Origin of the sequence: Amycolatopsis sp. NPDC004079 (assembly GCF_040610415.1) — a bacterium.
GTDB classification, from domain to species: Bacteria; Actinomycetota; Actinomycetes; order Mycobacteriales; family Pseudonocardiaceae; genus Amycolatopsis; species Amycolatopsis halotolerans.
In genome coordinates, this window is sequence record NZ_JBEXMH010000001.1 from 345,935 (window position 1) to 362,135 (window position 16,201).

General features: G+C 71.4%; 6 protein-coding genes. All 6 read right to left on the minus strand.

Going from position 1 to position 16,201, the window contains the following annotated elements:
* Nucleotides 1–15 precede the first annotated feature (15 nt).
* From ABZX37_RS01590 to ABZX37_RS01615, 6 genes are read right to left on the minus strand one after another with little or no spacing between them, the layout of a single operon-like run.
* Nucleotides 16–1,740 carry an ABC transporter ATP-binding protein gene (locus tag ABZX37_RS01590; protein WP_354735022.1) on the minus strand — a complete coding sequence of 575 codons (1,725 nt, stop codon included), beginning with the start codon at nt 1,738–1,740 and terminating at the stop codon, nt 16–18.
* Nucleotides 1,737–3,404: an ABC transporter ATP-binding protein gene (locus ABZX37_RS01595; protein ID WP_354735023.1), complete on the minus strand. Its 1,668-nt coding sequence runs from the start codon at nt 3,402–3,404 to the stop codon at nt 1,737–1,739. The genes ABZX37_RS01590 and ABZX37_RS01595 overlap by 4 nt, the downstream gene beginning before the upstream one ends.
* Entirely contained in the window at nt 3,397–5,361 is a 1,965-nt protein-coding gene (locus tag ABZX37_RS01600) for a radical SAM protein (RefSeq protein ID WP_354735024.1), read from the minus strand. Before ABZX37_RS01600 ends, ABZX37_RS01595 begins: the two co-directional genes overlap by 8 nt.
* Nucleotides 5,346–8,678 (minus strand): amino acid adenylation domain-containing protein, encoded by a 3,333-nt coding sequence (locus ABZX37_RS01605; RefSeq protein ID WP_354735025.1) that lies wholly within the window; start codon nt 8,676–8,678, stop codon nt 5,346–5,348. Before ABZX37_RS01605 ends, ABZX37_RS01600 begins: the two co-directional genes overlap by 16 nt.
* Entirely contained in the window at nt 8,675–10,960 is a 2,286-nt protein-coding gene (locus tag ABZX37_RS01610; RefSeq protein ID WP_354735026.1) for a lantibiotic dehydratase, read from the minus strand. The genes ABZX37_RS01605 and ABZX37_RS01610 overlap by 4 nt, the downstream gene beginning before the upstream one ends.
* Nucleotides 10,953–16,184, minus strand: coding sequence for an SDR family NAD(P)-dependent oxidoreductase (locus tag ABZX37_RS01615; protein WP_354735027.1), 5,232 nt, complete (start codon nt 16,182–16,184; stop codon nt 10,953–10,955). The genes ABZX37_RS01610 and ABZX37_RS01615 overlap by 8 nt, the downstream gene beginning before the upstream one ends.
* Nucleotides 16,185–16,201: the final 17 nt, after the last annotated feature.

Consider the following 16,201-nt stretch of genomic DNA (forward strand, 5'->3'; position numbering starts at 1 on the left):
GTCTCGGTTCCGGGGTCAGCTGTGCCACGACCGCCATAACGCCGCGTAAGTGCCTTGTGCCGCAAGAAGATCTTCATGACTCCCGAGTTCCGTGAGCCTCCCGTGCTCCAGCACCGCGACGCGGTCAGCGTCATACGCAGTGTGCAGGCGGTGCGCGATCGCGATCACCGTCCGGCCTTCCAAGACCGCGGCCAGGGATCGTTCGACTCGGCGCGCCGCGTTCGGGTCGAGCATCGCGGTGGTCTCGTCGAGGATCACCGTGCGCGGGTCGGCCAGCAGGACGCGCGCGAGCGCGATCTGCTGCGCCTGAGCGGGATCGAGCGAAGGGTCGCCGCGGGTTGGGTCGCCGAGTTCGGTGTCCAGGCCGTCCGGCAGCGGGTGCGTCCAGCCGACCGTCTCCAAGGCCCAGGCGAGGCGGTCGTCGGAGGCAGCGGGGGCCGCCATGGCCAGGTTGTCCCGGAGGGTTCCGACGAACACGTGATGTTCCTGCGTGACCAGCAGCGCCCGGCCGGGAGCGAGCCGGTGCACATCTACGCCGCCGAGAGTGACGCTGCCCGTTCGCGGGGCGTCCATTCCGGCGAGCAATCGGCCCAGCGTGGATTTGCCCGCGCCGGACGGGCCGACGATCGCCAGCCGTTCGCCGGGGCGCACGGTCAGGTCCAGGCCGTGGAGGACGTCGGCGGTGCCGCGGTAGGCGTAGCGCAAGGCCTTGACTTCGATCCGGTCGTCGACGGGCACGGCCGCAGCCGGCTCGTCGTCGGCCGCGGCTTCGGCGACGCCTTTGATCCTGGCCAGGGACGCACCGCTGCTTTGCAGTTGCTCCAGCCAGAACAGGACGTGGTCGAGCGGGTCCACGAGCTGCCACAGGTACAGTCCGGCCGCGATCACCGCGCCGAGGCTGAGCAGCCCGGCCCGGTGTGCGGCACCGCCGCCGACGAGGGTCACCGCGACGGGGATCGAGTGGGCGAAGACTGTTCCGGGGATGAACACCGTGCGCAAGGACAACGTCCGCATCCGGGCCGCGTACGAGGCTGAGATCGCGCGTTCTGCCGCGTCGATTCGCTGTTGCTGCAGGCCGAACACCTCGACGGACCGGGCTCCTTCGGCGGTGGCGGCCATGGCGTCGGCGAGCGCGGAGTTCGCTTCGCCTTCGGCGAGGTAGGCGCTCCGGGAACGGTTGAGATACCACCGCGTCACGCACCACATCAGCGGGATGCCCGCGAGCGCGCACAGGCCGAGCAGCGGATGCAACGCGAAAACGGCGCCGAGGATGAACACCGCTTGCACCACCGAGACGAACAGGTCCGGGACCGCGTCGCGCAGGGTCCCGCCGACCTGCGCGACGTCGCTGGAGCCTCGGGTGATCAGGTCGCCGACGCCCGCGCGCTCCACCACGGACACCGGCAGGGCGAGAGTGTCGTCCACGAATCGCTCGCGCAGGCTGGCCAGCGACCGTTCCCCGAACCGGAAAGCCGCGTACCGCGCGAACCGGGTGACCAGCAGCTGCGCCACGGCGAAGGCGACGATCGCGACGGCCAGAAAGTCCACAGTGGACACTTCAGCGCCCGCGGTGACCCGGTTGACGATCTCGCCGACGAGCCACGGGGCGGCGAGGCCGAGCGCCGCCGCCGCGCAGTTCAGGAGGACGATCACGGTCACGGCGCGCGGGTCGGCGCGGAGGAGCCGCCGAGCCTCGTGGCGTACCGCACGGTTGTCCGCGACGGGCAGCGAGCCGTTCACACCTCACCTCCACGAGCCACCAGCGATCGGTACCCAGCCTCCCGGCCTAGCAACTCCGCATGCGAGCCCACGGCGACCACCTGCCCGTCGCTCAACAAAGCGACCCGATCAGCCTTCGCCAGCAACAGCGGCGACGTGCTCACCACCACGGTGGTCCGCCCTCGCCGCGCGGCTCGGAGCCGGTCCGCGATGAGCGACTCGGTATGCGCGTCCACCGCCGCCGCCGGGTCGACCAGCAGCAGGACGTCTGGATCCGCCAGCACAGCACGCGCCAGCCGCAGCCGTTGCCGCTGGCCGCCGGACAGGCTCCAGCCCTTGGCGTCCACTGAGGACGAAAGCCCAGCAGCCAGCACGTCTTCCGCCGCGGCGACCTCCAGCGCGGCGGTGATCGCGTCGTCATCCCGTTGGGCGGCAACGGTTTCGCGGAGAGAACCACCGAACAGGTACCCGTCGACATCGCTCAGCACGACCCGGCGGCGCACCTCGGCCAGCGAGACCGCGCTGAGGGGAACGTCGCCCCACCGGACGTCCGAGTCCGTCAGCCGGGCGAGCCGTTCCAGGACCGCGGCGGCTTCGGCCGTCGTCGAGGTCGCGAGCACCAGGAACTCCCCCGCACGCACCTCCAGCCCAGAGACACAGTCAGCCATCGGCGCCTGCCCCGGCGGGCCCGAAACCGCACCAGGACCGTCGGTGACCTCCGGGCGCAGCACCAGGATCCGCACCACCCGCCGCGCGGCCACCAAACCGAGGCTGATGTCCCCCGCGCCCTCGATGAAGTACGACACCGGCACCACCAGCACGGCCACATAACCGTACACCGCGACCAGTTCGCCGATCGTGATCTCCCCCGCCGCGGTCATCCGGGCCGCGATCCACGTGACCGCGCCCAGGAACAGCGCGGGCAGGCCGACGCCGAGCGCCTGGATCCAGCTGATCACCGCGCCGATCCGGTTGCCTTCCGCGCGCAGGGCCTGCGAGGCACGCCGGTAACCGCCCGCGAACCGGTCTTTTCCGCCGATTCCGCACAGCACCCGCAGTCCCCCGGCGATGTCGGCGGCCCGGGTCGTCAGCGCCGCCTCCTGCCGCCGGTATTCGGTCTCCACGTGCTGCAGTCGCCTCAGCAGCGGTCCGGTGAGCACGACGAGCAGCGGCACCCCGAGCAGGACCACGAGCGCCAGCGTCGGCGACACCGAGAACAGCAGCACCGCGACCACCGCGAACGCCACGATGCCGCCGAAACCGGGGCCGGTGACCGTCAGCGCCCAGCTGATCCGCATCACGTCCGTCGCCGAGATGCTGACGACCTCACCCGCCGAGACCTTCCGCGGCAGAGTCGCCCCGACCTCGACGGCTTGGTGCGTCAAGGCCCGCACGGTGCGGAAAGAAGCGTCCATCCGGACCTGGGTCATGGTGCGGTGCCGCACCGTTTCCAGCGTCGCGTTGACCGCACCGATGCCCACGATCGCGGCGGCCCAGCCCAGCAGCGCGGCCATGCTCCCGCCGCGCAGTCCCTCGTCAACGGCGCGCGACAGGAAGTACGGCGGCAGCATCAGGCAGCCCATCCACGCCGCGCTCACCAGGCCGCCGGACAGCACCCGGCCGGGCTGGCACCGCACCAGCCACCACAGGTAGCGGCCCGGCCCCCGGGTGTCCGGGTCAGGCACCGGCACCGTCCTGAACCGTCACCAGCCCCTTCGCCACCAGAGTGTCCACAGTGGAATGCAGTTCGCCGGCCCGCGCGTCGCCCTCGGCCAACCGGCGCAGGACCTTCTCCTCGTTGTCCCCCAACGGGTGCACGCGCGAGTGGCGGCGATCGAGGGCGATCGTGATCGCCAGCTGGGACTTCTCGAAACCCGCGTGCGAGGACTCGGAGCCGTCGAAGTGGACCGCACCGGAGTTGGCGACCAGGACGCGGTGCAGCACGACCCCGTCGGCCAGCGAAAGTTTCGCCTCGGCGGGCAGCGGATCGGCCGCTTCGCCGCCGCCGTCGAAGAACCTCCGGAACGCGTTGGGGCCGAAGCGGGCGTTGTAGAGGATGTCCTCCGGCACGTCGATCAGCGCGACCTCCGGGTAGAGCCGCTGGATCCGCTCGGCCAGCCCGGTGGAGACGCCGGTGTCCTCCTCGTAGTCGAGGTGGTACCAGCGGCGCGCCGGGTCGTCCTTGACGGTGATCCCGTACACCTCGGGCTCGTCGGCGATCGGCGCGCCCTTGAGCAGCCGGAACGTGCCCGCGTCGGCGCGGCCGATCACGTGCCGGTGGTCGCGCACGAAGCGGTAGGTGTCCTCCGCCTCGGCGGCGGTCTCCGACGGGAAGTCGCTGAACACCCCGGCTTCGACGGAAATCCCGGCGGTGTGGCACATCGCGAGGATATCCGCCATCCGCTGCGGGGTCGTGCCCTTGTCCATCGCCTTGAGCACGCGTTCGTTGGCGCTTTCGAGCCCCATGTAGAGCCGGACGCACCCGGCTTCGCGCATGGTCGCGAACACCTCCGGCGTGAAGCCCTTCTCGAAGCGAGCGACGCCGTGCCAGCTGATGTCGGTCCGCCGTTCCAGCAACGCCTCGGACAGCGACCGCAGATGGGCGGGCAGCATGACGTCCGCCTCGAAGGAGAACACGTCTTCGCCGGTCGACGCGACCACGGACGCCACGTCCTCGGCGATCAGTTTCGGCGAGCGCATCCGGTAGGGCGCGATCTTGATGAAGGCGTAGTTGCAGAACGCGCACCGGTTGAAGTAGCAGCCGCGCGTGGGCATCATGCAGATGACCCGTTTGGGCGCGAAGTAGTCCTTCAGCGGCAGCATGGTGAAATCCGGGGCGGGCAGCCAGTCCAGGTTGAGCTGGTAGGTCGGGTCGAGTTGCTCCAGGACCGCGCCGCCGGCATAGCGGACGATGTTGCGCACCGACGCCGGGTCCCGTTCTCCGGCGAGGGAATCCGCGAAGTGCAGGAGAGTTTCGTCGGCCTCGCCGACGAGGAACGAGTCGAGCCAGCGGCCGAACCGGGCGTCGGCGGTGAGCACTTCCCGGCCCCACGTGATCACCGGCCCGCCCGCCGTGACGTGCACGCTCGGGTCCTGCCGACGGATCTCCTCGGCGAGCAGGAACGCCGGGATCAGCTGCGAGAAATACGGCACCGACAGGCCGATCAACCGCGGTTTCCGCGCCAGCAGCGACGGAACGGCCACGTCGCGGAAGTAGCCCGCGAGCGGTCCGGCCTCGGTGTCGACCGCGTGCGCGACCTCCTCGTAGCTGTCGTAGGTCGCCTGCGAATAGGAGTACTTGCCGAACCGCGACTCCGGCTGCCCCGCGGTGATCAGGTCGCCGGCGAGGTGGAAGATCCGCTTGGCGTAGAGGAGTTTCGCCGGATCGTAGAAGTCGACCGGATCCCGCAGGATCCGCCGGGATTCGGTGATGTTCGCGACGACTTCGGCGGCACCGCCGTCTGACACCGCCGCGAGCGGTTCCGGCCGCAGCAGGTGGTCGAAGGCCTCCAGATTGAGGTCGCGGAGTTCGACCTCGTCGTGCCCGCCGCGCCGGAGCACCGCGCCGAGCAGCGGCAGCGCGCCGTGCGGCAGCGAAGGGTCCGCCGCGGGCGGGAAGACGAGCGTTACCGGGAGGCCCATGACCGCCCTCCTCGTGTCTGGGCCCGGTTCCGGCGGGCACGGGCCCGCCGGTCGGCCGCTTCGAGCGCCGTGTCCGCGGCCTGGCCGTCCAGGAACGCCGCGAACGCGCGCACGGTGGGATAACGGAACAGGTCGACGAGCCGGGCGCGGCTGCCCCACTGCCGTTCGATCCGGCCGTGCAGGACGGTCAGGGCGAACGAGGTGCCGCCGAGGTCGAAGAAGTTGTCGGCGACCTCGACCGGGCGTCCGTCCAGGACCTCGGTCCACAGCCGGGCGAGCTCTCGTTCGGTGTCGGACCAGGTGCTTTCCTTGACCGCCGGCTCATCGGACGCCGCTGCTTCGCGGATTCCTTTGCTGAGCGACGGGTCCAGCGCGGGTTTCTCGCCGGTGGTCACCAGCGCGGCGATCCATTCGAGGTACGCGGCGAGCAGGCGGTCGATCCGGTCGGACTCGTACAGCGCGCGGTCGTAGAGGAGCTCGACGCCGAATCCGTCCTCGTGGCGTTCCACGTAGACGGTCAGGTCGAACGCGGAGCCAGGCTGTCCGGCGGGCAGGGTTTCCGTGGCGACGCCGGGCAGGACGAGCTCTCCGGGCGCGAAGCCGTAGACGTTGAAGAGCACCTGCACGAGCGGACCGCGGGTCGATTCGCGGGGCACGCGCAGTTCGGCGACGATGCGTTCCAGCGGTGCGGCGGGGTGCGCGAGGGCGGCCACGAACTCGGCGGCCGCGCGGCGAACCGTGTCGGCGAAGCTCCGCGTCTCGTCGGCGCGGCACCGCAGCGGGGCGATCTCGACGAAGAAGCCGACCAGATCGTGGAAGGCGACGTGGCCGCGGTCGGCGACCGGGGTACCGAGCACGAGGTCGTCGCGGCCGGTGACGCGGTGCAGCAGCTCGGCGAACGCCGCGAACAACACCACCGAGGACGTTGTGTCCACAGTGGACGCCAGCGCTTCGACCGCGGTGGAGAGGTCTTGGCCGAGCTGGCCTTTGACGAGGGCTCCCCGGTGCGTCTGCGCTGGTGGCCGGGGGTGGTCGCGAGGGAGGTCGAGGACGGTCGGCGCGTCCGAGAGATGTTCGCGCCACCACTGGAGGTCCTCCGCGGAACGACGCCGGTCGCGTTCGCTCCGCCAGGCCGGGTAGTCGGCGTAGCTGACCGGCAGCGGCGGCAGTTCGGCGGTGTAGGCGGCGGAGAGGTCGCGGCAGAACGGCTCTAGCGACCATCCGTCGAACACCGCGTGGTGGAAGGTGATCGCGAGGACGTGGTCGTCCGGGGCGAGCCGCAGCAGCTTCGCCCGCACCAGCGGGCCGCCCGCCAGGTCGAACGGCGCGGTGGCTTCGGCGTCCAGCTCCGACTGGATCCGCTCGACGGACGTGTCGAGGACCGGCAACGGCAGCACGAACGGCGGGTCGGCCACCGCTCGGGGCGTGCCGCCGTCGGCCGGGAAGCGCCATCGCAGCACTTCGTGCCGGGCGAGGACCGCGGTCAACGCAGCTTGCAGCCTCGCCAGGACGACTGGTCCATGCAGTCTGCGGGCCATCGGCGTGTTGTACGCGGCGGAGCCGGGGGCCAGCTGGTCGAGGAACCACAACCGTCGCTGTCCCGGCGAGAGCGCTGGCGGATGTCCGGTGGTCAGCTCGATCTCGTCGGTGCGGGCAGCCTGTGCGACGCGTTCGGTGAGCCCGGCGAGGGTGCGGCTGTGGTAGATGTCGCCGACTCCGACGTCACGGCCAAGCTCGGCGCGCAAGGCCGCGGCCATGGTCATCGCGGTGAGCGAATGTCCACCGCTGGCGAAGAAATCCTCCCCTTCGCCGAGCAGGCCGCGCCACACGCGGGCCACCACCGCAGGCAGCGGCCCGTCCGCCGCACCGGCCGCCGCGGGTTCGCGAGCGACCAGCTCGCGGAGCCGGTTCAGATCGACCTTGTGCGAGGCCAGCAGCGGCAGCTCAGGCAGGCAGAACACCCGCGTCGGGACCATCGCGGCGGACAACCGGCTGGCGCAGTACTCCCGCAACGCCGACGGCTCCACTGTCTCCGGAACGCAGAACGCCACGACCGTGCCGGAAACCGTGTCCGCGACCGCGTGCCGGACCTCCGGGTGCGCCCGCAGCGCGGTCTCGATCTCGCCGAGTTCCACGCGCTGACCGCGGATCTTGACCTGCCGGTCCAGCCTGCCGAGGAATTCCAGGTCCCCGTCCGCGTTGCGGCGCACGAGATCGCCGGTGCGATACGCCCGCCCGCCGCTGCCGAACGGATCGGCGATGAACCGTTCCGCGGTGCGCCCGGGCCGCCCGAGGTAGCCGCGCGCGAGCCCCGCTCCGCTGATCAGCAGCTCGCCGGGGGTCCCAGCGGGGACCGAGCACAGCTTCTCGTCCACCACGTGCAGCCCGTGCTCCCCCAGCACACGGCCGATCGGGATCGGCCGCGTCCACTCGCCGCGGGCGTCGAAGGAAGACACCATGACCGTGGTCTCGGTCGGCCCGTAGCTGTTGAGGAACCGGCGGCCCGGCGCGGTCCATCGCGCGACCTGCTCCGGTCCCGGTGCCTCGGAACCCGTCCCGAGCACCGTCAACGCGGGCAGTCCGTGCGGTTCGACCAGCGGCAGCACGGAAACCGGCAGGTTCGCGTAGGACACCTCGTGGGCGCGCAGGAATTCGTGCAGCCGGACCGGATCCAGACGGTCGGCCTCGGCAATGAGCGCCACCTCCGCGCCGAACGCGAGCGCGACCCCGATCTCGTGCAGCGAGAGGTCGAAACCGCACGAGGCGAAGGCCAGGACGCGGGCGTTCCGGTCGAGCCCGACCCAGGTGGCGGCGGCTTCCAGGTGCGCGATGAGGCCGCCGTGTCCGAGCGCGACGCCTTTCGGCTCGCCGGTGGAGCCGGAAGTGTACATCAGGAACGCGAGGTTGTCCGGGGCGATCTCGACGGCGCTCGCATCTGTTGCGCTTTGCTGCCGAAGACGCGGAATACTGTGGTGCGCCAGGGCTTTCTCGCCGTCGTCGTCGACGACGACCAGCTTTGGCCGGGCATCGGCGAGGATGGCGTCGCGGCGGTGGCGAGGGTGGGACAGCTCCAGCGGCAGGTACACCCCGCCCGCCAGCATGATCCCGAGAAGGCCGACGATCATCTCCGGCGTCCGGCGCTGGCACAGTCCCACCGGGGTCTCCGGGCCGACACCGCGGGCACGCAGGGTCGCGGCGAGACCGGTGGCCGCCGTGGCCAGCTCGGCGTAGGTCAGGCGGCGATCCCATTGGCGCACAGCGATCGCGTCAGGGCGCAGCTGAGCGTGGGCCAGCACCCGCTGTGGCAGAAGGGTCATTCGGCCGCCTCCGGATCCCGCAGCTGGACACGCAGCTCCGACAGGTACGTCCGCCCTTCGGCATCAGGCACCCACGCGTGCTCCGGCCCCGGCAGCAGCTCGGTGAGCGTCAGCGCGCTGTCCGCTCCGGTGCGAGCGGCGGCCCGCAGCGCGGAGCAGAATCCCGCCACGTAGACCGGGCTGGTGAAGTCGACGTAGAGCGGTTTGCCCTCGGTCGCGAACTTGGCGAAAACCCGTTCCGGCAGGCCGAGCTCGCGCCGCCAGCGCCGGACCGCCAGGTATCGCGGGCGATGCCCCTCGACCTCGGACAGCCCGGTCTCGCCGACGGTCGTCCGCCAGCTCTCCCGGCACACCACCAGCCGATCCACGGTGATCCGCGGCGTGTGCGGTCGCGCGGTGGCCGAGCGGAACGCGTCGACCGCCCGCATCATCAGCAGCTCGGAGAACAGATCGAGCGCTGGACGGCGGAAGCCGGGCCCGTGCACGAGGAGTTCGCCGTCGTGGTCGGTGACGGCCAAAGCGGCGATGCGCACCAGCCGATCGGGATCAGCACCCGGTGCGTCGACGAAGCCGAACTGACGGTCGTCGACGTTCTCCAGGCAGCGGTTCACCCGCGCGGTCACCCGTGGCCACGTGGAAGGGAACAGCGGCAGCATCCGGCCGGAACCGAGGTCGTTTCGCAGATCGGCGCGCAGCTGCTCGGGATCGGGGTGGACGCGGACGGTGACGCCGGAGTCGAACGTCGGCCAGGAAACGTGCAGCTCGCCGAGGACGGCGAAGAAGTCCCCACGGCGCAGGGCGTCCAGGTTCTCCGCGCACAGCTGGAGATCCGGGCTGTGCAACCTCGCCCCGGCCCAGCCCGGCCGGTCGGCGGGGAACAGCGTCTCGACGTCGAGGCTGGCGCTGGCGCGGCGGACGTCCTCGGACTGGGTGTCGAGCGCGAACAACGCCGCCCACCGCCGGGAGAACTCGGCCAGCACGGCGGCGACCGGTCCGTCGTCCTGGCCGAAGAGCACGCCGCGGGCGAGGTACCACAACTGTCCGAACGGGACCTCCCGGCCGCCGCTGTCCTCGGCCAGGTCGGCGTGCAGCCTTCTAAGTCCACTTTGGACGGCGGCAGCGAGTTCCGCGGTGAGCCAGCGCGCGAGGTGGGCCATCCGGGTGAGCGCGGGACCGAAGCCGTCCAGCAGGCCAGTACCGAAGCTGAGGTCCACATCCCGGATCGTGTCCTCGTAGCACGGAGTCCGGCCCGCATACATCTCGCCGGCACGCTGCCGTGGTGCGCTTCCGGTCACCGCGGTGACCACGTCGTCCAGTTCCGCTAGGACGGTCAGCAACGCGTCGGCGTCGCCCGCTGCCTCGGCCACGCGCGCCCGTGCCCGGTCGAGACGCTCGAGCCCGGCGAGCGCGTCGTGCCGGATCCGCTCGTCGCCGATCGCCTCGATTCCCTGCTGCAGCGCGGATTGAGCGGTGTGGTTCAGCGGCAGGTCGATGCCCCACGACACCAGCGAACGGTCGTGCAGGTCGGCGAGCATGCGCTCCAGATCGACCCGCTCCGCGAGGGTTCCGTCGAGCGCGGTGAGGACTTCCCGTGCGGGACGGCCGTCGCAGCAGGCGAGCAGCTGCGCTTGCTGCGGGGTGAGGGTGCGGGCGGGTTCGGTGGGATGCAGCAGCCGGGTTCCGTCGAGCGCGAGGTGCGGGGGCAGCCGGACCGGGAACCAGGACCGGGTCTTGCTGTCTTCGGCCAGGTGCCGGGCGTACGCGTCGAGCACCCAGTACTCGAGGTGGGTCGCGCGGGCCCGGACCAGGCGCGGGCCGATCCCGGAGGTGACGATATCCGGCCCGGAGGTGATCTCGGTCCAGCTGACCGGCCCGAAGAAGCCGATCGTCTCGGTTTTGGCGCAGTAGCGCTGCCAGTAGCGGGCGAGCAAGCCCTCGTCCCGGCGGCGCCGCCGGTTCAGCTGCATGGGCTCGGTCTCGGCCGCGATCGAATCGGCCACGCGCAGAACGCGCGCGTTCTGCCACACGAGCGCCTCGCGGAACAACGGGTCGGCCGCGATCTTCGACAGCGCACGACTCCCCTGCGCGGCGGCTTCGGCGAACGCCTGCTCGGCCTCGTGCTGGGCAACGGTGCCGTCGAGATGCGCATCGACGATCGCCGCGGCTTCGGAGCAGGTGAAGGCGGCGAGTCCGTCGGCGGGGAAGCCGGTCGTGCGGAGCAGGGCCGCGCGCCAGACTTTCCAGTCGCCGCCGGGAAGCTCGACGAGGTGCGCGTCAGCCACTGGCGTCGCCCCGCATCCGGGCGACCACGCCCGCCATCGCCGCGACGGTCGGCGCTTCGAACAGCACCTGCATCGGCACCCGGACGCCGACCGCGCTGCGCACCTGCGAGATCAGCTGGACCGCGGTCAGCGAGTTCCCGCCGAGTTCCGCGAAATCCTCGTCCGCGCCGACCTCGGCGATCCCGAGCACGTCGGCCCACACGCGTGCGATGGCGGTCTCCAGGTCGTCGGCGGGCGCGGCGCCGGGGCCGGGGCCGGAAGCCATGATCGCCTCGGAGCGCTGGCGGATCCTGGCCAGCGGCACCGCGGAGACGATCGCGCGAGGACCGAGGTCCGCGCCGAGGAGCCGGTCGAGGAGGTCCACCGCCTCTTCCGGACGCAGGCCCTCGCCGGTCGGCGCGGCGGGTTTGCTGCTGAGGGCGGCGACGTCGGTGCGGCGCATGACGAAGTCGGTGACCGTCAGCACCGGTTCGCCGATTTCGTCCACAACGGACAGATCAGCGGTGATGACCTCGCCGTCTCTGGCCCCCTGGTAGCGCGCCCAGGCCCACAGCCGCGCGGGGAACGGCCGGTGCACGACCAGCCGTCCGTAGCTCAGCGGCAGGTACTTGCCCTGTCCGTCGCTGGCCACCGAGGTGACCTCGTCGAGCACCGCCGGGTGCAGCGGCAGCCGCTCGGCCTCCGTCCGCACCGCGTCGGGGAGTTCGAACCAGGCCAAGCGGCTCGTGCCGTCGACGGCGTCGGTCGTGTGCCGCAGGCTGCGCCACCTCCCGCCCAGCGCGAAGCCGCCCGCCTTTCCGAGACGTTCGCCGTCGTAGTCCTGACGTTGTCCGCCGTGGCCAGCTCGAAGCGCGCGCAGATCGACAAGCTCAGCGTCAGCGGCGGTCCACCGTGCCCTGGCCTCGGCGTGCACCCCAGTCTCGCTGGCGACTTCGACCCGGTACTCCCCCGCGTCGCCTCGAACGGTGACCCGAATGCGGGCGCTCTCGTCGTCGGCGAGCACCAGCGGGCGCACGAACACGAGATCGCTGAGCTCGGCCTGATGCTGCGGCGAGGATCGGGGTACATGGTTCTCGAAGGCCGCCCGGATCAGCTCGACGTGCGCGGCTCCCGGCAGGAGAGCGCGGCCGTGGTGCCGGTGCTCGTCAAGCACCCAATGCGTTGCCGGGGAAACCGTCCCGCGGTATCCGCCGTTGCCGTCGCGATGGGTCAGGATCGGGTGGTCCCAGGCCTCGCCGGGCTGGTCGAGCACGCGCTGCCATTCCCGGGGCACCTCGGTCTCGACGGCCATGCCGACTTCCAGCCACCGCCCCCAGTTGACCGACAACCGCCGCACCGGCCACCCGTCCGCGGCACCCGCGCACGCGTCGAGGTAAGCGTTCGCCGCGCTGTAGTCGAGCTGTCCCGGGGCCCCGATCAACGCCGAGGTCGAGGAGCACAGCACGAGGAAATCCGGGGAGAGATCGCCGAACGTGGCACGGAGAAGGTTGGTGCCGAGAAGCTTCGGGCCGAGCACGCGTTCGGCTTCGGCACGGTCCCACGCCTCGATCATCTGACCGCCGGCGACGCCCGCCGCGTGCACGATGCCGTCGAGACGGCCGAACCGTCCAATAAGGACTTCCCGAACACGCGCCAGGTCGTCCGCTTCACTGACATCAGCAGCGACGACCTCGACTTCCGCTCCGGCCGCCCGCATCCGGCGGATCGCCGCGACAGCCCGGCCGATGCGATCGGTCGCGCCCAGCGCACCCCACTCGTGCTCCGGCGGGAGACCGTGGCGGCTGGTGAGGACGAGCCTTGCCGCGACCCGCCGCGCGAGGTGCTCGGCGACGGTGATCCCGATCCCTCCGGTACCGCCGGTGATCAGGTAGACGCCTTGCTGCCGAAGGGTTTCCGAGTCCACTTCGGACAGTTCGGGAACGGGTTGCTGCTCTGGGACCCACCGGCGTCCCCCGCGCAGGGCCACGACCGGATCGCCCGGGGTGGCGCACAGTTCCGCCAGGAGAGCACCGGCGGCGCGGTCGCCCGGCCCGAGGTCGAGGTGGCGGACGCGCAGGACAGGCAGTTCGATCGGAGCGACCTCAGCGAACGCGGTCACCGTCGCGCTGGCGGGATTGACGAGGTCGGCGCCGGTGACATCGCGCGCGCCACGAGTGAGGATGTCCAGTGCGATCGCGCCGCTCTCCCCTGACTGAGCTTGTGCGGTCGTAGCGAGCGCCCGCGCACAGGCGATGAGGCTGAACAATCCGAGATCCTGGGCGCGAAGAGGATCGGCCTCGTCGGCGTCGAGCAGCCAAGCGTGGGCGATCCGCGGCGGCATCCCGCCGCGCGCGGCAAGGTCGGCGAAGAGGCGCGCGTAGTCGTCCGGTTCGGTCGCGCGGACACAGTGAGGGTTGCCCGGCTCCTCTCCTGCGACGACAACGTCGGCACCACTGCGCCGGAGCGCCGTGACCAGGTCGGTTCCGCGCGGACCGTCGCTGAAGACCAGCCAGCTGGACGGCTCGCCGGTCGCCGTCAGCGGCGCGGTCTGCCGCCAGGTCGGCACGGAAACCCAGCTGTGCTCGACCGGTTCCGGAGCGGGTTGCGGCGCGCACGGCGGATCGGGTTCGACGAAGTAATGCGTGCGCTCGTACGGATAGGCAGGCAGGGGCACGCGGCGTCCGGGGGCACCGATGCGGCCGGTGCGCACCGGGACGCCGACCGTCCACAAGCGACCCGCCGCGGCATACAAGGTCTCCACGTCGCCGCGAGAATCGCCAGGCGTCGGCAGGCTGGGCAGGGCGAGCGGGCCCTTCGACCGCGCCGCGCCGCGTGGCCGGATCCGCGCCAGCCCGGCGAGCTGCCGTCCGGGACCGCATTCCACCAACGCCCAGGAACCGTCCGCGAGCAGCCGCTGCACGCAGTCGCCGAAGCGGACGGTGTCGCGCAGCTGCCGGACCCAATGGTCCGGGTCGGCGGCCTGTTCCGGGGTGATCCAGTCCCCGGTGCGGGTCGAGAGGTAGGGCCGGTTGGGGCGGCGCAACGACACCGCCGCGACCTCGGCGCGGAAGTCCGGGAGAACCCCGTCCATCAACGGCGAGTGGAAGGCGTGCGAGGTACGCAGCTCTCGGTTTTGGATCTTCTCCGCGGACAGCTTCGCAGCGAAGTCTTCGACCGCTTCGGCAAGCCCGGCGACCACGCAGGCCCCCGAGCCGTTCACCGCGGCGAGCGACAAGTCGGTGGGCAGCCATTCGCGGAGCCGGTCCTCGTCCATCGAGACGGCCAGCATGGCTCCCGGCGGCGCGTGCTGCATCAGCCGTCCTCGCGCGCACACCAGCCGGACCGCCTCGGGCACGGTGAACACCCCGGCTTTGGCAGCCGCCACGTACTCGCCGACGGAATGGCCGATCATCGCCTCGGGTTCGACGCCCCACGACCGCCACAACCGGCTCAAGGCGTAGCCGACGGCGAACAGCGCGGGCTGCGCGAACTGGGTCTCCTCCGGATGCGCGGCGAGCAGCTCTCGCAGGTCAGCACCGAGTTCTGCCCGCGTCAGCTCAAGACATTCGTCCATTGCGGACCGGAAGACCGGTTCGGCGTTGTGCAGTTCATCGCCCATGCCCGGGTACTGGCTGCCCTGTCCGGAGAACAGGAACGCGACCTTCGTGGCGGGATCGGCGACCGCTGCGGCGGGGCGGGCCAGTGCGCGGGCAAGGTCTTCACGAGTCCGCGCGACCACTGCGGCGCGGTGCGGATGCTCGTCCCGCCCGGTGCGCAACGTGTGGGCGATGTCGGTGAGACTCAGCTCGGGAGAGTCGGCAACATGCTCGACCAGTCGTGTCGCCGCAGTCCGCAGGGCGCTTTCGGTCTTGGCGGACAACGGGATCAGCGCGACTTCCCCCGCCTCAGTGGCCGCCGGCACCGGCGGCTGTTCGACCACCAAATGCGCGTTCGTGCCGCCGAAGCCGAACGAACTCACCCCCGCCCGGCGTGGCCCGGCCGCCTCCCAAACCCGCGCGACTGTGTTGACGGTGAACGGCGAGTTCGCGAAATCGATGTCCGGATGCGGCGCGGTGACGTTCAGCGAAGGAGGCAGCATCCCGTGGGACACCATCAGCGCGGCCTTGATCAGGCCCACGACCCCGGCCCCCTGGCTGAGGTGGCCGATGTTGGACTTGGCCGAGCCGATCGCGCACCGCTGCCCGTCGCGCGGCTCGCGGCCGAAAACCTCGGTCAGCGCGGCGATTTCGATCGGGTCGCCGAGCCGGGTGCCGGTGCCGTGCGCCTCCACGTAGCCGATGTCCGCCGGGGTCACCCCGGCCACGCTCAACGCCTGCGCGATCACCGCGGTCTGGCCCTTCGGCCCGGGAGCGGTGAAGGACACCTTCTCCGAGCCGTCGTTGTTGACCGCGTTGCCGAGGATCACCGCGTGGACGTGGTCACCGTCCTCGATCGCCTCCGACAACCGCTTGAGCACGACGGTCCCGCCGCCGCTGCCCCAGACCGTCCCCGACGCCTGCTCGCTGAACGGCGCGCAGTGTCCGTCGTTCGAATCGACACCGCCGACGCGCGGCAGGTAGCCGCGATGGTGCGGGAGTTCGATGTTGGTGCCGCCCGCCACCGCCAGGTCGCATTCGCCGGAGCGCAAGGCTTCGCAGGCAAGGTGCACCGCGACCAGGGACGTCGAGCACGCGGTCTGCACGGTCATGCTCGGGCCGCGCAGGTCGAGTTTGTACGAGGTGAAGGTCGCGAGGTAGTCCGGCGAGTTGCCGACCATCGTCAGGCCGCGCCCCGCCGACTCCCAGATCCGCCGGTTGCCGCGGATGTTGCGCCAGAGGTAGTCGTCCACGCCGGTGCCGCCGTAGACCCCGACCTCGCCGCGGACCCGGCCCGGCGGATGGCCCGCGTCCTCCAGCGCGGTGTGGCACAGCTCGAGGAACAGCCGCTGCTGCGGGTCGGCCAGCTCGGCCTCGCGCGGGGTCATCCCGAAGAACGCGGCGTCGAAGCCCGCCATGTCGTCCAGCACCGGCGCGGCCGGGACGAACGCGGGGTCGTCGAGCTCCTCGACCGGCACGCCGGCGGCCAGCTGCTCGGCGCGGGTGAACCGCCGCACCGACTCGACCCCGGCGGTCAGGTTGCGCCAGAACCGGCGGACGTCCGCCGCGCCCGGCACCCGGCAGGCCATCCCGACGATCGCGACCGGTTCGACGGCCGGGTCGGGGTCAGCGGAGTCACCGATGGCCATACCGCCTCACTCATCGC